We start from the raw sequence: 22,576 nt of genomic DNA on the forward strand, positions 1-22,576 counted from the left end.
TGGTTAAATTTTTTGAGTTTGAATTGAATTTTGGGCCATTTTACCGGCAGCTTCAACTACATGAATGAGCGCAGAAAAACGTGGATCTGACGCAAATCCTTGGCTGTATCGTTTGAATATTTGTTGCGCGATAACAGCGACTTTGAAAAGTCCGAAGACGTAGTAAAACACGATATCATCCAAGGAATGTCCTGTTTTTGACGCATAATATTCAATCACATCATTTCGAGTGAAATTACCTGGAAGATGACTCAGATTGAACATCTTAAGTATTTGTGGATCATCCGCTTGTGCCCAATAGGCTAAACTAGTTCCTAAATCCATTAAAGGATTGCCAATGGCCGCCATTTCCCAGTCCAAGACAGCTTTAATAGCTGTTTTCTGGTCTGGGTCAAGGACCAAATTGTCATACTTGAAATCATTGTGAATAAAGCCGACTGGTTCGGAAGTAGGAAGGTAAGCTTTCAGCCATTCCGCTGTTTTTTCTATTTCTGTCAGCTCATGAGTTTTGGATTTGAAGTATCGTTCAGACCAACCTTCCACTTGTCGTTTGGCGTAGCCATCGGGTTTTCCAAGCTGTATAAGGCCTGAATTTTCAAGTTCTAAACCATGAAGTTCAATCAAACAATCCAAGCTGTTTTTGGAAAGTTGATGAAAATCCTCCTCAGTTAAATTGAATCCATCGGGAATTTTATTCCGCAAGACATATCCTTCCACGAATTCCATAAGAAAAAAAGAAGCTCCAAAAACAGACTCTTCATCACAGAATAAAACCGGCCTTGGGCTTTTGGAATAGTCTGCTTTTTGAAGACTTTCTAAAATCCGATATTCCCGACCCATATCATGTGCCTTGGCAATCTTTTCCCCAAATGGAGGTCTTCGTAAGATCAGTTTCTCTCCCGGAGTTTCCACCAAAAAAGTCAAATTGGAATAGCCACCGGATAATTGCGAAACCTTGATCTGATCCGAACTACAAGAGAGCGGGGTTTCCAAGTAGGATTTTAGGGATTCAAAGCTTAATTCAGTTTTCATTTCCCTAGGTAATTTTTTAGAATACTTCTAGCCAAGGCAGATTTGTGGACTTCATCTGGACCATCATAGATTCTTGCCCCACGCTCATGTCTATACCAAAATGAAAGTAGCGTGTCATCTGTAATTCCGAGTGCTCCATGAACTTGAATCGCTCGATCGATAACTTTCATCAATACATCGGCTACAAAGAATTTTATGGTGGAAATGTCCTCCTTGACTGCCTTCGCTCCAAGTGCTTGCATTTGAGTTGCCGTATCCATTACCATCAAACGACTTGCTTTGATTTCTGCTTTACTTTCTGCAATCCAGTTCTGAATGGTTTGTTTCTCAGCTAATGGTTTTTCTGGGTCCAATTTTCGAGAAATGGCACGTTTGCACATTAAATCAAAAACTCGTTCGCATATTCCTATCCATCGCATGCAGTGATGAATTCGACCTGGTCCAAGTCTTTCTTGTGCCAGCGCAAAACCTTGGCCTTCCTTTCCAATAAGGTTGGTAACAGGTACTCTACAATTCACGAATTCTACCTCACCGTGAGAAAGGTAATCCTCACCGGCTTCCCCCATGATGGGAATGTTTCGAATTAATCGGTATCCCGGATTGTCCAAAGGGACAAGAATCATACTGGCTCGCTGGTAGGGGGAATCCGCTTCTGGATTGGTCACCGCCATGACGATGGTAAACTTGGCCCCATCTGCAGCAGTCGTAAACCATTTATGCCCATTGATGACATATTCATTGCCTTCTTTAATGGCAGTTGTTCCTAGATGGATAGGATTGCTTCCCGGCATGGCTGGCTCGGTCATGGCAAAGCAGGAACGGAGTTCGCCTTTTTGAAGGGGGGCGAGCCAAATTTGCTTTTGTTCCTCTGACCCAAAAAGATGAAGCAATTCCATGTTTCCGATATCTGGGGCAGCACAGTTGAACACGTAATGTCCAATTGGGCTTTGTCCTAGAATCTCAGAAACTTGAGCAAACTGAACGAGATTCAAACCAACTCCTCCGTCCTCTTTTGAAAGGTGAGGAGCAAAAATTCCTAATGATTTGGCTTTATTTCTAAGTGTCTCAAGTTGAGGAAGAAATGATCGAAAGGGACCTTGAACAACTTTAAGATCAATTGGGAATAATTCTTCGCTAACAAATTGACGGTATTGACTAAGTAGGGCAGGAAGGTGTTCCTGCGGGAAATTTTGGGTAGAATGCATGTCGGTGAGTTAAATTGTAAAGCCTCCGTCTGCAGTAAATACTCCTCCAGTAGTATAGGAGGACGCAGATGAAGCCAAAAACAAGGCCATCGCTCCAATTTCTTCAGAGGTACCAGCGCGCTTGATGGCTAGTTGCTTCATGATCATAGCCATAATTTTTTCATTGGACCAAAGGGCCTCTGAAAACTTGGTTTGAATCAATCCTGGGCAAATTGCATTGACTCTGATTTTTGCTTCTCCCCATTCTTTGGCAAAAACCTTAGTCAGGGAGATCAAGGCTGCTTTTGAAACAGAATAAATGCCAAGTCCCTGTTCCGGTGAAATACCACCAATACTGGAAATATTGATCACGGAAGCTCCAGAGGATTTTCTCAAATAAGGAAAACAAAGCCGACAAAGCTCAAATGCAGCCTTAACATTTACATTCATGATTTTGTCAAATGCTTCCAAACTAGTTTCATGAACTGGACCAAAGACTGGATTTGTTGCGGCATTATTAACCAAAATATCTATAGTTCCATATTTCTCCACGGATTTGTCGACTAACCTCGGGAGTTCTTCCATGTTTCCAACATTACATGCGATGCCAGTTACTTCGTAGCCTTTGGCATTAAGTTGATTGGCCATTTCGTCCAAAGCATCTTGTTTTCGGCTGCTGATGATCACTTTTGCACCAGCAGCAGCAAAGATTTCCGCAATACCAAATCCGATTCCTTTGCTAGCTCCTGTGATAAGGGCGACTTTTCCTTCTAAAGAAAAAACTGAAGATAAATCCATGAGTTTTGGGTTATATTACTGCCATAAGTTAAAGAAAAATCAACCCGACCGATAAAGATTTTTGTTCTAATTGAGCATTCGTGTGGCATCATTTTAACTAGTTGCAATTCGAATTGCCTTTTCTCGAACAATAATTCAAAAAGGACAAAAGAGATTAAACGTAAATCAAAAAATAATTAGTTATGAAAGAGCTGATTTTTGACCAAACCGGTTTGCCAGAGCAAGTGCTTCAGTTAAAAGAGAGTCCTATTCCTACCCCTAAAGCCCATGAAGTATTGATTCGGGTGAAAGCCAGAAATATCAACCCTTCTGATATCATGTTTATTCGAGGCATGTATGGCATTACTCCCAAACTCCCAAGTAGTGCTGGATTTGAGGCTAGTGGGGTAGTGGAAAAGGGTGATGAAACTGGAATGGTAAAATCTGGTACGCGAGTGATGTTTACAGCTATTGGTACTTGGAAGGAATATGTCTGTGTTCCTGCAGCCATGGTCATTCCAATTCCTCCCCAAATGTCAGATGAAATTGCATGTCAGGCTTTCGTTAATCCAATGACTGCCTATGGAATGATAGCTGAATCTGGACTTCAGGCAGGCGAATGGTTGATGATAACTGCCGGTGCATCTGCCTTTGGGAAATTTGCAATTCAAATGGCCAAATCGAAAGGAATAAAAGTAGTCGCTACAGTTCGTCACGATAGCCAGAAGCAATTATTGCAGGATTTGGGTGCTGACCTAGTGGTCAATTCAGACTCGGAGAAAATTCAAAAAGTGGTTCCAGAACAAACTGAGGGAGGTGTACATGTGGTTTTTGATGCTGTAGGAGGAATGGTAGGAGCTAAAGCTCTTTCAACTCTAAGACCGAAAGGTAAAATGATGGTATTTGGGGCCTTAGCTTTGGAGAATATGCCCATCAATAGTGGGCTACTGATATTCAAAAATTTAACCATAAGTGGGTTTTGGTTAAGTACATGGGTTGAAGAGTTATCCGTAGAAAATCGTATGAATGCGTTTCAAGCTGTCTTTGGATTCTTACTAAAGGATGATTCTCAAGTTGATATTGCTGGGAAATATCCTTTGGAGGATTTTCAAGCTGCCTTAGCCACCTATCAAACACCAGGTCGGAATGGAAAAATCCTCTTGGTTAGTGAATAATCCTTGAATTGTTCGGGTAAGAATAACGAATTATTCATCTTTGCACTTTCAATCACCAAACAATGAATTCATGAATTGGGACAAGCTAGATCAGCAACTCACCGATATCGTAATTAAACGCAACCAGCTTAGCCAAATGGATTATAGCGATGAAAGCTATGATGATTTGGAAGAAGAATTACACGACTTGGAAGATGATTTTAATGAGGAATACGAGGAAATTCTTGAGCCTCAGTTAGAAAAAATCTATGCGAAGTTAAAATCTGATACGGATATCTTGTTACCAACTGCCTATTTGGCAAACTTTTACAAAGAAATGCAGCCCGATTCTAGAGGGATAGTTTCTTATGAAGTAGAAGGGAAAGAAGGAGTACCCATTGAATCCGATCAATTGGGGAAGGTGGATATGAGAATTGTCTTAGTCCCAAATCCAGCACGATTTGTTTTGCTAGTCAATGGAAAGCAGCTTAAAGAGCTCTGGAGAAGTAGATAAAAGGAAAGGCTGTCAATTGACAGCCTTTTTTAGTTGCTCATTTCTTTTTGCCTTACCCATTCTTTGATGTCTAAAAGCATTTTGTCGAGATCATTTCTAGAATAGAATTTTCCTTCATTGACGACTCCTTCAAGGCTCAAGGTATTTGAAATGTTTTCTAATGGGTTTAACCTTAGTAGGATAAAACTTGCCTTTTTTCCTTTTGAAATAGAACCATAATCTTTTTCTAATCCGAAATAGGATGGCCCGTTTAAAATGGAGGCAGAAAGTGCTTGGCCAGGAGTTAATCCATAATCTACCATCAATGACAATTCACGATGAATAGCCAAGCCTGGAAAGTCATAGGTATTTAAATAACCAGCATCAGTTCCTGCAATAATTTTCATTCCGGATTGTTGAACTAGTGGTAAGAGCCTTGCTGATGCCTCAAATTGTTTTTTCCGTATTAATCTGGCTGCGGGATCTTCTTTTGCGTATCGGTCAATTCTCCACTGATAACTTTCTTTTAGTTTAGGCCCCAAGTAATTCATGATGGTGTCCTTGGAGAAGTCCAAAGAATCGAGATAGGCAATATTTCGACTAATAAGAAGGGTAGGGACGATGCCTGTTCCTTGCTGGGCAAACAACCTGAAATTTGCCAAAGCAACCGAATCAAAAAGTGTTTCCAGTTGAATTTGATTGGCTTGTTCAGCGCTAAGTGTACCAGATAATCTTCCGGCTCTGATTTTGGCCTCTTCGGAAGTTGAAGCTCTAAGAAGATAGCCTTGGTGCTCGATAGTAGACAGTCCAGCTTCGGAAATTTCCTGAAGTGTTAATCCAGGATGAACATGACCAGATACAGCCCACCCTCTTTTTTTTGCCTTTTTGGTAGCAGATAAAAATAAGTCTGCCGAGAGCGCATTGTCTGTGATTTTTATAAAATCAACATTAAGCTTTTCAAGAGAATCAAGGGCATTATCTAATTCTTCTTCAGAACCAATTTCCAGATCACCTGGCCAAATCGAATTGATTCCCTCGATTTTTGGTCCTGAAGTGAAAATTCTTGGACCAATTCGCTTCCCATCAGCGATCTCTTGTTTCCATTTCAGCACTTCAAGAGCTATATCACCTGCAGCATCTCGTACAGCAGTTACACCAAAACTAAGGTAAAGGGGTAGCAATTGTTCGTTTTCATCGATATACTCAGCTCCTCCAAAGTGAACATGATTATCCCATAAGCCGGGTAGCACAAAATTTGACTTTGCGTCAATTTCTAATTTACCCTCGTATTGGCTAAGGAGGCTGTCGCCTCCTGTCATCACGATTCGATCCTTATTCACCAAGATTACTTGGTTAGGATTGATTGTTTCATGTTCAAGGTCAATAATAGAAGCTGATTTAATGAGTAAGTCAACTTCAGTTTTTGAAGAACATGCCAAAGTCCAACTTGCAACGAGAAATCCGATGAATAAATGACGGATCCCCATTAGAAAAGGCTTGCTTGAACTATTTGAGGCTTACTTGCTTGGAAGGTTCCTTTGAGCATGTCCTGCATTAATTTTATAAATCCAGGCTGCCAAGATTCAGGGCTAATTTTAGTTTCTTTTCCCTCATACTCAATAGGTCCGCTCATTTTTTCAAACCCAATAATCATACTCCAGATGGTGTAGAAGGTGATTTCAGGCTGTAATTCAGGACGAATGCTACCATCTTTGATTCCTTGAGAAACCATCTGGATTCCTATTCGAGCAGGCTCATGGTGCAAATCAAGAAGTTTTTGGAAATGCACAGAATCTAAAATAAGTGGATCGATTTCATGCCGAAGTTTAGGGTTGGTGTATTTTTTCATGACATCCAAAAAATGTAGTATCGCTTGATAATACACCGGTTGTTCTTTTGCAAATACCCAGATTCGCTGGACCAAATCGGTGATCATTTCTAAGCCATTTTTACCTTTTGATCTGAAGGATTCTCGAAACTCCTCCTTGAATTGGTCGAAGGCCTTTTTGGTTAAAGCCATAAATAGATCCTCTTTATTTTTATAATAAAAATAGGTTAGCCCTTTACTGATCCCAGCTTTTTTGGCTACATCTTCCATACGAGTAGCATTGAAGCCCTTGGTAGTAAATAGTTCTACAGCTGAATCAAGGATCAATTTTTCTTTATTTTTCTCTTTTGCCATTGGGATTTTACTAGAAATTAAAAACAGAATCAAAGATATTAAATCAGGGTCAAAAAATTGGTTCGAATCGAAGTCAATTCAATAAAAAAGGCCTCAAAATCCTGTTTTGAAGCCTTTTTCCTTGGTAATCAGGGAATTTATTTTACCTCTAAAATAAAGTAGTTCTTTTTGCCCTTTTGAATGAGAAGATATTTGCCTTGTAACAAATTGAAGCTTAAGGGAGCATTAGGATCGGCTAGTTTTTCTTTATTGATACTGACACCACCGCCCTGGATCATTTTTCGAGCTTCACCTTTTGATGGAAAGATCTGGCTCTGAGTTTTTTCTCCAAATAGATCTAAAACATTCTCTATAGAATCAAACTCTTGAGCACTTAGCTGTACTTGAGGAACTCCATCAAATACCGCCAAGAAAGTTCGCTCGTCAAGGGAAGCTAGGTCTTCTGTGGACGATTTACCAAACAATATTTCAGAAGCTTTTACAGCCATTTCATAATCTTCCACACTATGAACCATGCTAGTGACTTGCTTAGCAATTTCCTTCTGAAGGATTCGAAGGTGAGGTGCTTGCGCATGTTCAGCCTCAAGTCCTTCTATAGTTGCTCGGTCAAGGACTGTGAAAATTCGGATATACTTCGATGCATCTTCATCAGATACATTGAGCCAGAATTGGTAGAATGCATATGGAGAAGTCTTCTCAGGGTCCAGCCAAACAGATCCACTTTCTGTCTTGCCAAACTTCGTCCCGTCAGCTTTGGTAATCAAGGGAACAGTAAGAGCATAAGCACTTCCTCCACCCATTCTCCGAATTAGCTCTGTGCCGGTGACGATATTTCCCCATTGGTCAGAACCGCCCAATTGAATGGTACAGTTTTGATTTTTCCATAGATGATAGAAATCGTACCCCTGAATCAATTGGTAACTAAACTCTGTAAAAGAAAGTCCATTTCCATCTTCCAACCTGCGTTTTACACTATCCTTGGACATCATGTAGTTGACAGTGATATGCTTTCCGATATCACGGATGAAATCCAAAAATGAAAATTGGGACATCCAGTCATAGTTATTGACCAACTCAGCCTTATTGGGGGTACCACCTGAAAAGTCAAGAAACTTTGAGAGTTGATTTTGGATACAGGTGACGTTTTGATCAAGTGTCGCTTTATCCAAGAGATTCCGTTCAGCTGACTTAAAGGAAGGATCTCCGATCATCCCCGTAGCACCACCCACAAGCGCAAATGGTTTATGCCCTGCACGTTGAAAGTGCAACAGGGTCATCACTCCCACAAGATGGCCGATATGCAAAGAATCTGCAGTAGGATCAAAACCCAAATATGCAGAAGCCATCCCTTTGGTGAGGTGTTCTTCGATTTCTGGTGTCATGTCCTGGAGCATTCCTCTCCATCTTAGCTCTTCGATAAATGAATTCATTGGAAAAAGGTCGTTTTTAATTGCCCGCAAATATAGGGGTATCGGGGGAGTATGGAAATTTACCTCAAAGATCATTCAAACAGGATTTCTAAAACAAGATCCTTTCGCCATTCTTCAAAACTTCAATCTTGGATGGAAGAATTATTGCTTATTTTGGTTCAAACTCAAACATGACTTATGAAAAAAACACTTCTTTTTTGGGCTACTGCTGCTTTACTGCTCTCAGGGAGTTTGGTTCAAGCTCAGAATTCGCCCAATTGGCTGAGGTATCCGGCAATTTCTCCTGATGGAAATCAAATTGCGTTTACCTACAAGGGCGATTTATATGTCGTTCCAACTACGGGAGGTAAAGCCACCCAATTGACCTTCCATGAAGCGCATGATTTCAAGCCGGTTTGGTCTCAGGATGGAAAGCAGATTGCTTTTGCCTCAGATCGATACGGTAATTTTGATGTTTTTATTATGGCCGCTCAAGGCGGTGAGGCTCAACGACTCACTTACCATTCAAATGATGAACTTCCCTTTGATTTTACCGCAGACAACCAAAAGGTAATTTTTGGGGCAACTCGCATGGACGATGTCAATCATCGCCAATATCCAACTGGATCGCAGCCTGAACTGTATCAAGTGGCTAAATCTGGTGGGAGAGTAGATCAAATTTGGACCATTCCTGCCGAATATGTTCAGACTTCAAAAGATGGATCTAAACTAATCTACCATGATAAAAAAGGTGGGGAGAACGAATGGAGAAAGCACCATCAATCTGGAATCGCTCGAGATATCTGGATGTATGATGCCGGAAAGAATGAGCATGTTATGCTTACCAAATTTTATGGTGAAGATCGTAATCCTGTATTTTCTCCGGATGAATCTGAAATTTTCTACCTCAGTGAGGCTAATGGCAGTTTCAATGTGTACGCCATGCCAGTCTCCAATCCTTCGCAGACCCAAGCACTCACAAGCTTTAGCAACTTCCCTGTTCGATTTCTGTCGATTTCGAATGATGGGTTGATGAGCTTTAGCTATGACGGTGAATTATATACTTTGAAAAAAGGTGCTCAGCCTACCAAGGTAGAAGTAATGATTTCCACTCAAGCCATTTCCAATCCGGATAATTACATTTCAATCAACGGAGGTGTGCGCGAAATGTCCATTTCACCAGATGGAAAAGAGATTGCTTTTATAGCACGAGGCGAGGTGTTTGTTACCTCCGTGGATGGATCTTTGACTAAGCGGATTACAAATACTCCGGAACAAGAGCGTTTTGTTGAATTTGCTCCAGATGGAAAATCTTTGGTTTACTCCTCTGAGCGTAACGGGCGATGGCAGATTTTCAAAAGCTCGAAATTAAGGGCTGAAGAACCTTTTTTCTTCGCTTCGACACTTTTGAAAGAAGAACCTCTAGTTGAAGTAGCAGTGGATGCTTATTTACCTAAATTCTCTCCGGATGGGAGAAAACTCGCCTATATAGAAGGAAGGAGAAGTTTAAAAGTTTTGGATTTGAGTTCAAAAAGTTCGGTAACCCTAATGGGACCGGATTTACTTTTCCATATGAGTGACGGAGATCAATATTTCACTTGGAGCCCAGATAGCAAATGGCTTTTGGCTACCTATAGTCCAACGATGACCAATTCGGAAGTGGTATTATTGGATGCCTCAGGAAAAAATCCAATGAAACGATTGACTCAAAGTGGCTATGCCGATGATGGCGCTAAATGGGTCAATGAGGGCAAACAAATGCTTTGGTTTTCAAATAGAGATGGCTTACGAAGTTATGCTACTTCAGGCAGATCTGAGATGGACGTTTACACCCAATTTTTCGATCAAGCTGCATGGGATAAGTTCAGATTGAGTAAGGAGGAATTTGATTTATTGAAGGAAATTGAAAAGTCTAAAAAGCCAGAAGCTAGTGAGGACAAATCCAAAACTGAGAAATCGGATTCTAAAGAAATCAAGCCACTTACATTTGATTGGTCTGGGTTTGAAGACCGAAAAGCTCGACTGACTGTTCATTCTTCGTTGATGAGTGACGCTGTGATTTCAAAAGATGGGGAAAAGCTGTTCTATCTAGCACGATTCGAAAAGGGACTGAATCTTTGGAGCACTAATCTAAGAACCAAGGAAACTAAGCTCGAAATCAATCTTAATGCAAATTCTGGAAGATTGGTATGGGATAAGGATATGAAAAATCTTTTCCTGCTTTCTGATGGCAGCATTTCGAAAATAAATTCGGAAGGGATGAAACGCGAGACGATTAAGATCGCTGGAGAGATGACTTATGATCGCCAGGAAGAGCTCGCCCATTTATTTGATCATGTTTGGCTTCGAACAAAAGGAATTTTCTATACGCCTGATATGCACGGAATTGATTGGGAGGCTATTCGCCCTAGCTATGAGAAGTACTTACCGCATATTGGCAATGACTATGAATTTGCCGAGATGCTTTCTGAAATGATTGGAGAATTGAATGTTTCACATGCGGGTGCCCGATACAGTAGATCGATTCCTATGGCAGATGCTACGGCGGCACTTGGTGTATTCTTTGACTACAAGTTTGCTGGAAATGGCCTTAAAGTGACTGAAGTTCTAGCTGGAGGTCCTTTGGATAAAGCTGGAATAGAGGTGAAGTCAGGGATGATCATCGAACGAATCGATGGAGAATTGATTTCCCCAGAGCTTGATTATGCAAGATTATTGAACAGAAAGGCGGATAAATTCACCTTAATTGACGTATTGGATCCTTCCTCTAATTCTCGAAAGCAGTATACCATAAAGCCAATTAGTTTGGGTGAAGAAAACCAGTTGCTTTACAAGCGTTGGGTCAAGAAAAATCAAGAAGAAGTAGAACGACTCAGTGGTGGAAAATTGGGGTATGTCCATATCCCTGGGATGAGTGATGGGCCTTACCGTAATGTTTACGAAGAAATGATGGGCAAATACTTTGAGAAATCAGGAGTCGTGGTGGACACGCGATTTAATGGTGGGGGAGACCTGGTTGCAGATTTGGCGATGTTCTTTACCGGGGAGCCATTTTTGACTTATGCTACCGCAGATAAAGTGGTTGGAGGTGAGCCTACAGCAAGATGGACCAAACCAACTTTAGCCATGTTTAACGAAGCGAATTATTCCGATGGGCATTGTTTTGCCTGTGGTTATACCGATCTCGGTATTGGAAAAACGGTTGGTATGCCTACTCCAGGAACATGTTCGTTTGCAGGATGGGAAGGGCTACCCAATGGAATCCGTTGGGGTGCAGTTCCGATTTCTGCCAAAAACCAAGCAGGAGAATGGCTTGAAAATAATGAGACAAGACCTCAGTTTGAAGTGAAAAATATGCCAGGCAAAATTGATCAAGGGATTGATCAGCAATTGGAAAAGGCAGTTGAGGAATTGCTCAATGATATAAAATAGCGCTTCAAATAAACGAATTGAAAAAGCTCTGTCAGAGATTCCTGTCAGAGCTTTTTTTATTGAGTTAAACTGGTAGGATTAGTATTTTTGAATTCAATTTAGAAATCATGGCTAAACAGATATGTTTATTTTTTCTGGCCTTTTTTAGCTCCTTGATAACTGTGTTTGGGCAACAAGATGAAGGGGAAAAGATAGATACAGTAGCTAATCCTAAATGGGTATTTAAAGGATATTTAGATTCCTATTATGGATATGATTTTCGAAATCCATCCGAAGGTTCGGTTAGTTATTTTGTTTCTTCAAATCGCCACAATCTGCCTAGTGTTAATTTGGCTTTTCTTGAATTAGGATATAATTCTGCGCGATTTAGAGGGAAGATAGTTCCTGGCGTTGGTTCTTACATGCGTTCTAATTATGAACAGGAAAATGGAGTTTTTAGAAATATTCTTGAAGCATCCATTGGAACTCGATTGTCAAAATCTTCAAACATCTGGATAGATTTTGGAGTGTTAAGTTCTCCATATACCAATGAAGGTCCAGTAAGCCGTGACCAATTGATGTACACTAGGAGTCTGGCAGCTGAATACGTTCCATATTATTTGACAGGCCTCAAGGTATCTCTTCCTATTTCTAAAAAATGGACTGGAAGTCTTTATCTGATTCAAGGATGGCAACAAATTCGGGATCAAAATCAAGGAAAAGCAATTGGAACCCAATTGTCATTTCAGCCCAATTCCAAGAATCTTTTCAACTGGAATACTTATGTAGGTGATGAACGGAGTGAATCTAAGCCCTCTAGCAGACTTAGATTGTTTAGTGATGTATACTGGATTTATTCAGGATCAAATTGGAAACTGAGTAGTTGTATTTATGGTGGGTTTCAGAACACCATGACCGACCGATTTAACGGTTCTGTTTTTTGGTGGCAGGCAAATTTTATAGCAGGGTATCAGATTTCAGAAAATTTTTCCCTTTCTGGAAGAGTTGAATATTTCTCAGATCCTAATGAAGTACTCATTACATCAGAAACCTTGATTCCAGGATTCCAGGTATTTAGTAATGGTTTAAGCCTTAATTTTTCACCGTTGTCCAACTTTCAAATCCGATTAGAAGGACGGTATTTTACGGCTCTAGAGGATTCTTTTTTAAACTCTCAATCAAAACCATTTTCCTCTAAACTTTGGTTGGTGGGCAATCTGACATTTTCGTTTTGACCTTTCCATAATTAAAAAAGGCTTTTCTTAGAAAAGCCAGTATTCGGATCTAAAACCGTTTTTGAAGAAATTTTTCCAGATCCTTATTGGAACCGAATAGGACTAATATTTCTTCGCCATTAAGTACAATGTCTGGTGATGCGATACCTCTGATTTCTTCTCTGGTTCTGCTTTTTCCCAAGATGCTTTTCACTTCCTCTTTCTTGATGGTAGTCAAAATGAGTAGGTTGAACTTCTGTCGGAACCCAATTTCACGAATTGATTTTCCGATGTATTCCTCAGGAACTTTTGCTTCGATGATGCTGAACTCCTCACTTAATTCGAAAGAATCCACCACGTTGTTTATGACTAGCTTTTTGGCCATTCGTTCAGCGGTTTCCTCTTCGGGATGGACAATTTCATCTACGCCAATAGCATGAAGAACTCGTTCATGAAGTGGGTTGATAGCACGGCTAATCAAGCGTTTGACCTGCTGGTTTTTAAAAAGTGCAGTGGCCATAATATTTGCTCCTTGATCTTCTCCAATAGCTACGATAACTACATCAGTATCTTTCAAAGGAAGTCCGGAGACAGTAAATTCATCTGTTGCATTCATACAGATAGTGTGCGAAATTTTCTCTTTGAATGAATCTACCTTTTCCATTCTGGAGTCAATTCCAATGACTTCATTTCCAGAGGCTGTTAGCTTCATTGCTAAGGATGATCCAAAATTTCCCAATCCTACGATGATGTATTTCATACCTTATCTTTTTGACTTTCTAGTGGTGTCTTAAAGGAAAGCAGATGTCTTTGAATCGGTGTTCAAGACTTTCTGAATAAGCGCTTTAATTAATTACAATTTCTTCAGTAGGGTATTTGTAGTTTTTATACCTCACTTTTTTAAACACAGCGATCAGAAAAGAAAGCATACTTACTCGTCCAATGAACATGATTACAGTAAGGATTAGCTTGCTCATATCTGATAAGCTTGATGTAATTCCCAAGCTCAGACCGACGGTACTGAATGCGGAGAAACATTCGAAGCCAATTTCCAACAGTGTTTTCTCTTTATCGAATACAGAAATAGACACTATGCCAACTCCTATCACAATTAAAGAGAGAGAAATGGTGGCAAAGGCTCTTCGTACCGAAATATCGGCGATTTCACGTCGGTAGATTTCAATTTTACTTTTCCCTTTGGCCAGACTTAGAATATTCAATGTTGCAATAGCGAATGTGCTAGTCTTGATTCCTCCACCCGTAGATGCAGGAGATGCTCCAATCCACATCAGTAGAAAGACCACCATGGTAGTAGGAAAAAGCATCGCGGCAGTATCGATGGTATTAAACCCGGCTGTTCTAGGTGTGGTTGCTCCGAATAGGGCAGTGATTATTTTTCCAATTCCTTGGTGCTCTGCGAGGGTATTATTGTATTCGAGTGAATAAAATAATACAAATCCCACTGCGGTTATGCTTAGCGTGGTAACCAAGGTAATTCTGCTATTGAGATTGATTACCCATGGGCGATGACTTGGCTTAAATCTACCAAAGGTTAGTATCGTTTTGATTTTGTATCTAAGAAAACTCATCAGATTGTTTACAATAGGAAATCCAAGTCCTCCCATCACAAAAGTGAGAATGATGCAAAATTGTAAAAGGTAATTGTATCTGAAACCAGCTTCATATAGACCATTTGGAAGCGTCGAAAACCCCGCGTTACAAAAGGCGGAGATCGCATGAAAAACTGCAAAGAAAATTTTTCGAGATTCTGATGAAAATAAACTTGAGTCTAAGGTCGAATAGATGGTTAAAGCAGCTACTAGTTCTATTCCAAAAGTGATTAATAGAATCGACTTAATTGTAGAAAAAACTTCCCCAAGTTTATTGGAATTAGTCATGTCGCTAAGGGCTATTTGATTTTCATAAGTTGAGCCGCCTTTAAAAAAGTAACTGAAATAGCTGGCGAATGTCAAAATCCCAAGACCCCCAATTTGGATTAAGAATAAGATGATCAATTGTCCAAAATCTGTAAAATAGCTACCTGTATCCACTACAATTAATCCAGTAACGCATACTGCACTGGTCGCTGTAAATATGGCATCAATAAAAGAAAGACCTCCAACTGTAGCTCTTGGAGTCATAAGTAATAGCGCTCCGAAGAGAATGATTAGAATAAAACTTCCCACAAATAGCTGGGCGGGGTTGAGAACAGTTCGCTTATAGTTGATTCTGATTTCGGAAAATTCACGGATAAAAGTCAGAATCACAGCAAGTTGAACCCAGATTGGATTCTCAAGAATCAAGTCAGTTTCAAATGGAACACCTACAAATAAGTAGAGGTAAAAGATCCAAAGGGTGAAACCGATCGATAATAAATCAAAAACAAAGACGCTTTTCTTCGGAAATACTTTTCGCTTAAAATATCGATTGATTGTGGAGATTACACCTAGGGCTAAGACTACGAAATAAAATCCGTCAAATATTTCTTGATAAAATTGATTTTGGTTAAATCCAAAATCCCCAATAAGGGCAAAAAGTCCTAAAACACTTGTGATCAAAGCGGCTTGCTCCAGCCAATTTTTCTTTGAATTCATTCTTCAAATGTTCTATATCTAACATTCAAATACAATACTTATGGCATTTAATTCTTGAGAATCCTGTCACTTATCGAGGTGAATTTGGGGTTTGAAAATGTTTAATTCTGGTTTATAACTAGTTCTACTCAATTGTGAAGTTTCGTTTTTGACAAAAAAAAGACCTGGCCATTTTGACCAGGTCTTTTCAGCTTATTCACCCAATTTTTATTGATACTGTTTGTTGTTCAAAGACTCATCGTTTTTGAAAAATTGAGTCATTTTAGCAAATGAGCTATCAAAGTATCCTTCAAGCATTCTCTTAATGATGAAAGTTCTGTATTCATCTTTAGAAACGATTGGGAAATATTCATGGCTTTTGCCATAAGACTTGTGACTTACAAAACCTTTTCTTTCAAGAATTCTTACAATGGTGGAGACCGTGTTGTAAGCAGGTTTTGGTTCAGTCATAGGTGTTAAGATATCTTTTACGAATCCTCGTTCGATATCCCAGAGGATTTGCATAATTTCCTCTTCGGCTCTGGTTAATGGTTTCATAAGGTGTTAAGTTTTAAATCTTTTGAAAATTATTCGTTTAGTTTCTTAATCCAAAGAAAAGTATAAAATATTTTTACATTTTAGTTTTAAAACCCATTTAACTATCTGAAAATAAGAAGGATAAAAAAAGCTCTTAAGGGTAAAGAGCTTTTCTATTTTTAGTTTCAAGTGGACCGGAGTTTTATAATGCCTGTAGCATGAAGAAGCTTAACCACTGGGTAAGTTGGATCAAATTCATACCATTTTACCGCAAAATTTGGTCTATTTGGAAGTTTGTGATGATTGTTTTGAAACAGTTCGCCAAGCATCAAAACATCCAATAGCAATGAGTTTTTGGACATGTCATTATTGTCAAAGTTTGCATACCCATATTTATGACCACTCCAGTTGACGATTGCACCATGAACAGGGCCCATCAGAAAGTGAATCGGAAGTAAAAAGTACATCCACCAATGAGTACCTGGCAATTCAAAAACTGAAATGCAAAGGATATAAATTAAAGCATAGATCAATCCCCAGCTTACTCGCACGGTCATACTATCCGCAAATCGATCAAATTTATTCCAGTCGGGGATGTCTTTTGAAAATCGATCCTCTGGCTTGAGTTTAAAAGTAAAGTAATCGTTGTAGATGTTTTTTGTCTTCCACATCATCGTGAAGAGATTTTCAGTATGATGAGGACTGTGTGGGTCTTTTGGAGTATCGGAATATGCATGATGCATTCGGTGCAGAATTGCATAAGCCCTTGGAGATAAGTAAGAACTCCCTTGCCATATCCAAGTGAAGAAATAAAAGAATTTCTCCCAAAACTTGTTCATGACAAACATTTGATGAGCTGCATAACGATGAAGGAAAAAGCTTTGGCAAAACAGGGAGAAATACCAATGCAAAAGGAAGAAAACGATAATAATCACTCGGGTATATTTTTGTTAATGGGACAAATATAGGTCGAACCTTGAATATAATTTACAAATCTGCACTTGGATTAAGTTTCTTATCCGTTCGTTGATTTGTATTCCTCGGAGTTGGAAATAAGGCCTAATTCGAAGTTCAATTGAACGGGTATTTTTCAATTTGGCTCAATTTTAAAAGCATATTGAATCGAATCGCTTTAAAATTTGAAATTGAATCAAGGCTTTAATAGGCTAAGGTTTTGTCATTGACTCGATGAAATGCCTTTAGCTCTCCATTTGGCTGTTTACAGTAAATCTTTTCCAAAATTGACTTTTCTATTTTGACCAGAAGGATTGTTTTTTCGATTAGAACTGGATTTTCGGACTCGACTTTGTCAAGAAATTTTACCTCCTCCATATAAATGCTCGCTTTTGGTGTGCAATATTCCTCATTTGCAGACTCGATCATAAATGCCTCTTCATCGGGATCTATACCAATTATTTTCTTTTGGTCAGAAATCCCAATTACCAAATATCCTCCTTCGGTATTCGCTAATGCAGAAATTGTTTTGGCAATTTTTGATTTTGAGGTTATTTTTTGTTTAAAATCTAAACATTTTCCCTCTTTTTCTTTTATTAGTTTATTAACAAATTCTTGAATTATTTTTTCTGAATACATTTTATTTCCTTACTTTCTAGTATTAAATTTCTATATAGGAAGGAACGAATTTTTCTATAGATTTTCTTTGACCGATTGATATAATTATAAGTTGATATGCCATTTTCAAACCCAGGTTTTAATCCTGAACAAATAGAGAAACTCCGAGCTGAGTTAAAGAAAAGCGGGAAAGTTTTTAAAGTCATACCTGACGATGAAAACTCTGATGAATTTGTAAATTTTTACTTCATCGGGATGTATGAAGGAAAAGAGGTGATCTATGATGCAGCCTTGTATACGTTAAGGTTGCACCATGCGAGTGAGGTTTATGAACTTGCTGAACATGAAGCCGCTAAAAAATTCCCGAATTTTAAAGGAATTAATTACGAGGAAGACGAAAATGGAAACCTGAAGCCACTATCCAGTGAAGAAGAGGAAATAGGCTGGTTTATCACCGAGATCATTATGGATCTAGAAGAGGAAGAGGCGGTTAAGGTTCAGGAATTCATTGACTTAGATACACATCATGATTTTGGAATTGGACTAGATGCTGCATTAAATGTTGAGGAAATTAATGAACATGTAGTCACAAAATTTATCACAGACTTTAATGAAGATACATTGGTTTTGGACGAAACCATGTATTCATTTCAGACCGAGGAAGATGAAATTTAAGTTTTCAAAGTCTAGTTCCTTAATTTTGAGCGCTGCCTAATTCAGCGCTTTTTTTATGCTAAAAATTTCTTGGTCCCCCAATTATTCCCATCCCTTACCTGTAGGACATCGGTTTCCAATGGAAAAGTATGAACTTCTTCCACAGCAACTTCTTTTAGAAGGAACAGTAGAAGAAAAGAACTTTTTTAATCCTAAAGCATTAGACCTTGATTTGATTCGAACAGTTCATTCTGATGATTACTTAAGTAGATTAATCTCTCAAGATCTTACTCGCTCCGAAATAAGAGCCACAGGATTTCCTCTTAGTCCACAGCTGGTAGAAAGAGAAATTCAAATTCTTGGAGGATCGGTTGAGGCAGCGATTTTTGCTTCTGAGTTCGGAATCGCAATGAATATTGCTGGAGGAACACATCATGCTTTCTCCAGTAGGGGCGAAGGGTTTTGCTTATTAAATGACTTGGCCGTGACTGCTCAATATTTGATTGATCATCGCTATGCTAAAAATGTTCTCATTATAGATCTAGACGTGCACCAAGGCAACGGTACAGCTGAAATTTTCAGAAATAGAACAGATGTCTTCACGTTTAGTATGCATGGTGAAAAGAACTATCCACATCGCAAAGAAGCCTCTCATTTAGACATACCACTTTCGGATGGGACCTCCGATAAGGTCTATCTTGAATTATTAGAAAAAAATTTGAATAGCATCCTCTCTAATTTCCAACCGGATTTCATTTTATACCAAAGTGGGGTGGATGTCTTGGCCTCTGACAAATTGGGTCGATTATCGCTTACGATCGAGGGAGTTTATCAACGCGATAAAATGGTTTTAGACTTTGCCTATCATTCCAAAACACCAATTATGTGTTGTATGGGAGGTGGATATTCTCCTCAGATCAAGGATATTATAGAGGCACATGCACAAGTGTATAGGCTTGCTCAGGAAATCTTTTTTTGAGTCTAAAGGTTATTTAACACTTACTGATTGTTCCCAATCTTGCAAAATCAATACTTTCTCTATATTTGCGCCCTGTCAACTTTAATAAATCACCAGTGAAAAAAGGATTACAAATTTTCGGCGCATTATGCTTTAGTGCAGTACTATTTTACTCTTGCGGTCAAAAAACCGAAGGTACTTCAGTAGCATCTACTTCTGAAGAAAGAGCTGCGGCAGGCGATATTAAAATAGCATTCGTTTATACTGATTCAGTTATCAATAATTATGACTACTTCAAGAAAAAGTCTGAGGAGTTAACTGAAAAGGGAAAAAGATTTGATACTGACTTGCAGTCTAGAGCAAGAGGTTTGGAGCAAGAAGTTGCGACATTTCAGCAGACAGGTGGAAATATGACTCTTAACCAACAGCGTGCAAAGCAAGAGGAATTGATGCAAAAAGAACAAAATCTGTATACCTACAGAAACAACTTGATGCAAGAGCTTTCCGCTGAAGAGGCGAAATTAATGAATGAAGTGTATGAGCAAGTACAATCATATTTGTCCGAGTATGCCAAAGAAAATGGCATTGACGTAATCTTGAGTAATACTAGAGGTGGAGCGGTATGGTATGCTACTGAGTCTATTGATGTGACTAAAGGAGTTACAGAAGGATTGAACAAGAAGTTTAACGCAAATCCATCAGCAGTTGCACCTGCAGCAGCAGATACTACAGCCAAGAAATAATTTTCTTCTTCTCTCATAAAAACAACCCGGAGCTTCCGGGTTTTTTTATGGGTAAAAATTGGGTAATTTCGTCCCTTGATTGAAAAACCGAACGAAATGAAAATCACTGAGTTTTTAAAACACAACTACAGACATTTTAATGCTGCTGCACTTATTGATGCTGCAGAAGGGTATAAAACTCACTTAGATCAAGGTGGGAAAATGATGGTAACCTTAGCAGGAGCCATGTCCACTGCTGAACTTGGAATATCTCTTGCCGAAATGATCCGTCAAGATAAGGTTCAAATTATCTCTTGTACTGGAGCAAACTTGGAAGAGGACGTCTTCAATTTGGTTGCTCATGATTACTATGAGCGTGTTCCAAATTACCGGGAATTATCACCTGAGCAAGAACAAGAACTTCTTGAGCGCCACATGAATCGTGTTACGGATACTTGTATTCCGGAAATGGAAGCCATGAGAAGAATTGAGAATGTTATCCTCGAGGAATGGATGAAAGCCGATCAAGCGGGAGAGCAATACTTTCCACATGAGTTTTTTTACAAGATTCTCCTTTCTGGGAAATTAGAAGCTTCTTATCAAATAGATCCTAAGAATAGCTGGCTTTTGGAAGCGGCTAAAAAGAGTCTTCCAATCATTGTTCCTGGTTGGGAAGATTCCACGCTTGGAAATATGTTTGCAGGTCATGTGATTTCTGGTGATGTGAAAAATGTCCATACCGTTAGATCAGGCATTGAATACATGATGTTTCTAGCAGAATGGTATACCCAAAATGCAACGGAAGAAAGTAAAGTAGGATTTTTCCAAATTGGCGGGGGAATTGCAGGTGATTTTCCTATCTGTGTGGTACCGATGTTGCATCAGGACTTACAGCGAGATAATGTGCCTCTTTGGGGATATTTCTGCCAGATTTCGGATTCCACAACCTCTTATGGATCGTATTCTGGAGCAGTTCCAAATGAAAAAATCACCTGGGGTAAGTTGGGAATGAATACTCCAAAATACATTATTGAATCTGATGCAACCATCGTAGCACCATTGGTATTTGCTATCGTGTTGGATCAATAAACAATGAGATTAAACATTTCAAATTTTCTTTTTAAAGCAAGCAGTTTCATACTGCTTGCTTTTTGTGTTTCTAAAATTAGCCTTGGTCAAGAGCTAAAATCAATTTCTGGTGCCAATAGCCCAAATGATGATTTTAATCCGGTTAGTGTCGGGAACCAAACCATTCTTTTTACCCGTGCTTTTCATCCAAAAAATCTAGGAGGCAAGAATGATCCAGGAGATATCTGGATGATTCGAAAAGATGATGCTGGAAATTGGGGGAATGAGATCCATCGTCCTGATTTAAGTACCAGTGGATATGATCTTCCATTAGGAATGGAAGATGTATTGACCCTTTTAATATTGCGAAATGAAAATGGAAGTGTCTCCATTCATCAATTCAGCAAATTCGGTGCAGATTGGAATTACCTCAGGCAGGTCAACTTAGAAGGTTTATCAACGCTACAGGGTACAATTACCGGTAGGGTGGCATCTCAAGGAAAAATACTTTTTCTTTCTGGAAAAAGGAGTGATTCGTTAGGGAATGAAGATATTTATTTCAGCGAAAAGCTGGGACCAATTGATTGGGGAAAGCTGGAAAGTTTAGGTCCAGCTATTAATGGAAAAGGGCAGGAAGTAGGACCGTTTTTTCAATCCGAAACATCCTTGCTTTATTTTTCTTCTAATTCACACCCTGACGCTACTGGCAAGGATATTTTAATTTCAAAAAAATTGGAAAATGGCTGGTCCTCTCCAGTTAAATGGGAACAAATAAGCGGTCGAGGTTCCGAATCTTCCATTCTGGTTCTTAGCAGTACTGAGGCTATTTGGTCAAGTACTCAGAATAGTGATGGATTTGCTGATTTGATGACATTTTCCGAGCCTCAGGATTTAATTGTCCCTAATGAGTTTGAAAACTATCAACCGATAGCTCCTGAATCCAAGGTTGAAAAGGTTAAACCTGTTTCGATTCTCAAGAAAGAGGAAAAAGTTGAAAACCCAGTCCTACAGCAAGAAACAGTACTAGCTCCTCGAATCGAAGAGGAAATACCAGTTTCTTGGTTGGTTATGGATTCAAAAAGTAAGCTGGAAATAGCTTATGAATTAGAATGGCAAAAAGGAAATGACCCCATTTTACTTCCTAAAGAATCATTAGCATCAGAATTGAAAAACCTTGGCGTAACTGCTGCAAAAGTTACTTCCAAAGGATATTTTCCAGTTTGGGTTTCAATCAATGCTTTGATGCCTAAAGGAAGAACGGTCGTTCAATTGACAAAAGCAGAAACAGGTAGTGCCTTGGTCTTGAAAGAAGTTCAATTTCAACGAGGAACTGCAGAGTTTGAAGGAAAAGAAACAGTAACTGTTTTAGAAGAAATAGCCAGATTTTTAATGGATAATCCAAGTGTGAAAATCCGAATAAATGGACATACCGATAATGTTGGAGATCCTGGATTAAATAAACAGCTGTCCCTAGAGCGTGCTGGCAAAATCAGAGATTTTTTGACCCAATTAGGAGTCGAATTTGAAAATGTAAGAATATCTGGCTGGGGAGGGACTAAGCCAATTTCCTCTAACGCCACAGAGGCTGGTAGGTCTAAAAATAGGAGAGTAGAACTCGTTGTAGAATAAGAAAGGG

General features: G+C 39.2%; 20 protein-coding genes. 9 read left to right on the top strand and 11 right to left on the bottom strand.

All coding sequences use genetic code 11. The features are described 5' to 3' along the window. Positions 1 to 3: 3 nt before the first annotated feature. From AO498_RS10590 to AO498_RS10600, 3 genes are read right to left on the bottom strand one after another with little or no spacing between them, the layout of a single operon-like run. Positions 4 to 1,032 carry a phosphotransferase family protein gene (locus AO498_RS10590; protein ID WP_067547130.1) on the bottom strand — a complete coding sequence of 343 codons (1,029 nt, stop codon included), beginning with the start codon at positions 1,030 to 1,032 and terminating at the stop codon, positions 4 to 6. Further along, positions 1,029 to 2,237 (bottom strand): acyl-CoA dehydrogenase family protein, encoded by a 1,209-nt coding sequence (locus AO498_RS10595; protein ID WP_067547132.1) that lies wholly within the window; start codon positions 2,235 to 2,237, stop codon positions 1,029 to 1,031. Before AO498_RS10595 ends, AO498_RS10590 begins: the two co-directional genes overlap by 4 nt. A 9-nt stretch (positions 2,238 to 2,246) precedes the next feature. Beyond that, positions 2,247 to 3,014: an SDR family NAD(P)-dependent oxidoreductase gene (locus AO498_RS10600; RefSeq protein ID WP_067547134.1), complete on the bottom strand. Its 768-nt coding sequence runs from the start codon at positions 3,012 to 3,014 to the stop codon at positions 2,247 to 2,249. A 182-nt stretch (positions 3,015 to 3,196) separates the two neighbouring features. Here AO498_RS10600 and AO498_RS10605 point away from each other — a divergent pair, with 182 nt between their 5' ends. Beyond that, a complete protein-coding gene (locus AO498_RS10605; RefSeq protein ID WP_067547136.1) occupies positions 3,197 to 4,168 on the top strand; it encodes a zinc-dependent alcohol dehydrogenase family protein in 972 nt (323 codons plus the stop codon). Positions 4,169 to 4,238: 70 nt separating this feature from the next. Continuing rightward, positions 4,239 to 4,661, top strand: a complete 423-nt coding sequence (locus AO498_RS10610; protein WP_067547139.1) for a hypothetical protein — start codon at positions 4,239 to 4,241, stop codon at positions 4,659 to 4,661. 29 nt (positions 4,662 to 4,690) lie between these two features. Here AO498_RS10610 and AO498_RS10615 read toward each other — a convergent pair whose 3' ends face one another. The 3 genes from AO498_RS10615 to tyrS all read right to left on the bottom strand — a co-directional run bounded on the left by AO498_RS10615 (position 4,691) and on the right by tyrS (position 8,252). Beyond that, on the bottom strand, positions 4,691 to 6,127 hold the full coding sequence (locus AO498_RS10615) for an amidohydrolase family protein (protein WP_102135889.1): 1,437 nt from the start codon (positions 6,125 to 6,127) through the stop codon (positions 4,691 to 4,693). After that, on the bottom strand, positions 6,127 to 6,822 hold the full coding sequence (locus AO498_RS10620) for a TetR/AcrR family transcriptional regulator (protein ID WP_067547142.1): 696 nt from the start codon (positions 6,820 to 6,822) through the stop codon (positions 6,127 to 6,129). The genes AO498_RS10615 and AO498_RS10620 overlap by 1 nt, the downstream gene beginning before the upstream one ends. Positions 6,823 to 6,959: 137 nt before the next feature. After that, the gene (gene tyrS, locus AO498_RS10625) at positions 6,960 to 8,252 is read right to left on the bottom strand and encodes a tyrosine--tRNA ligase (RefSeq protein ID WP_067547144.1); all 1,293 of its coding nucleotides are present in this window, start codon (positions 8,250 to 8,252) and stop codon (positions 6,960 to 6,962) included. 177 nt (positions 8,253 to 8,429) lie between these two features. On the opposite strand from tyrS, the gene AO498_RS10630 reads away from it, so the two are divergent. Next, entirely contained in the window at positions 8,430 to 11,663 is a 3,234-nt protein-coding gene (locus AO498_RS10630; protein WP_067547148.1) for a S41 family peptidase, read from the top strand. 107 nt (positions 11,664 to 11,770) lie between these two features. Next, positions 11,771 to 12,877: an outer membrane beta-barrel protein gene (locus AO498_RS10635; protein ID WP_082792220.1), complete on the top strand. Its 1,107-nt coding sequence runs from the start codon at positions 11,771 to 11,773 to the stop codon at positions 12,875 to 12,877. Positions 12,878 to 12,926: 49 nt separating this feature from the next. Here AO498_RS10635 and AO498_RS10640 read toward each other — a convergent pair whose 3' ends face one another. The 5 genes from AO498_RS10640 to AO498_RS10660 all read right to left on the bottom strand — a co-directional run bounded on the left by AO498_RS10640 (position 12,927) and on the right by AO498_RS10660 (position 17,559). Further along, positions 12,927 to 13,616: a potassium channel family protein gene (locus tag AO498_RS10640; protein ID WP_067547151.1), complete on the bottom strand. Its 690-nt coding sequence runs from the start codon at positions 13,614 to 13,616 to the stop codon at positions 12,927 to 12,929. 85 nt (positions 13,617 to 13,701) lie between these two features. Next, positions 13,702 to 15,450, bottom strand: a complete 1,749-nt coding sequence (locus AO498_RS10645; RefSeq protein ID WP_067547154.1) for a TrkH family potassium uptake protein — start codon at positions 15,448 to 15,450, stop codon at positions 13,702 to 13,704. 207 nt (positions 15,451 to 15,657) lie between these two features. Beyond that, positions 15,658 to 15,987: a BlaI/MecI/CopY family transcriptional regulator gene (locus AO498_RS10650; RefSeq protein WP_067547157.1), complete on the bottom strand. Its 330-nt coding sequence runs from the start codon at positions 15,985 to 15,987 to the stop codon at positions 15,658 to 15,660. A 164-nt stretch (positions 15,988 to 16,151) separates the two neighbouring features. Next, complete coding sequence (locus AO498_RS10655) at positions 16,152 to 16,901, bottom strand: acyl-CoA desaturase (RefSeq protein WP_067547160.1); 750 nt, start codon at positions 16,899 to 16,901, stop codon at positions 16,152 to 16,154. Between the two features lie 223 nt (positions 16,902 to 17,124). Next, complete coding sequence (locus tag AO498_RS10660) at positions 17,125 to 17,559, bottom strand: AlbA family DNA-binding domain-containing protein (protein WP_067547163.1); 435 nt, start codon at positions 17,557 to 17,559, stop codon at positions 17,125 to 17,127. A gap of 96 nt (positions 17,560 to 17,655) precedes the next feature. On the opposite strand from AO498_RS10660, the gene AO498_RS10665 reads away from it, so the two are divergent. From AO498_RS10665 to AO498_RS10685, 5 genes are all read left to right on the top strand, one after another. Further along, positions 17,656 to 18,213, top strand: coding sequence for a hypothetical protein (locus AO498_RS10665; RefSeq protein WP_067547166.1), 558 nt, complete (start codon positions 17,656 to 17,658; stop codon positions 18,211 to 18,213). 55 nt (positions 18,214 to 18,268) lie between these two features. Then, entirely contained in the window at positions 18,269 to 19,171 is a 903-nt protein-coding gene (locus AO498_RS10670) for a histone deacetylase family protein (protein ID WP_067547169.1), read from the top strand. 65 nt (positions 19,172 to 19,236) lie between these two features. After that, entirely contained in the window at positions 19,237 to 19,893 is a 657-nt protein-coding gene (locus tag AO498_RS10675) for an OmpH/Skp family outer membrane protein (protein WP_236778590.1), read from the top strand. Between the two features lie 96 nt (positions 19,894 to 19,989). Next, a complete protein-coding gene (locus AO498_RS10680) occupies positions 19,990 to 20,961 on the top strand; it encodes a deoxyhypusine synthase family protein (protein WP_067547175.1) in 972 nt (323 codons plus the stop codon). A 3-nt stretch (positions 20,962 to 20,964) separates the two neighbouring features. Continuing rightward, a complete protein-coding gene (locus AO498_RS10685) occupies positions 20,965 to 22,569 on the top strand; it encodes an OmpA family protein (RefSeq protein WP_067547178.1) in 1,605 nt (534 codons plus the stop codon). Positions 22,570 to 22,576: the final 7 nt, after the last annotated feature.

The organism is Algoriphagus sanaruensis (genome assembly GCF_001593605.1).
Taxonomy (GTDB): Bacteria; Bacteroidota; Bacteroidia; order Cytophagales; family Cyclobacteriaceae; genus Algoriphagus; species Algoriphagus sanaruensis.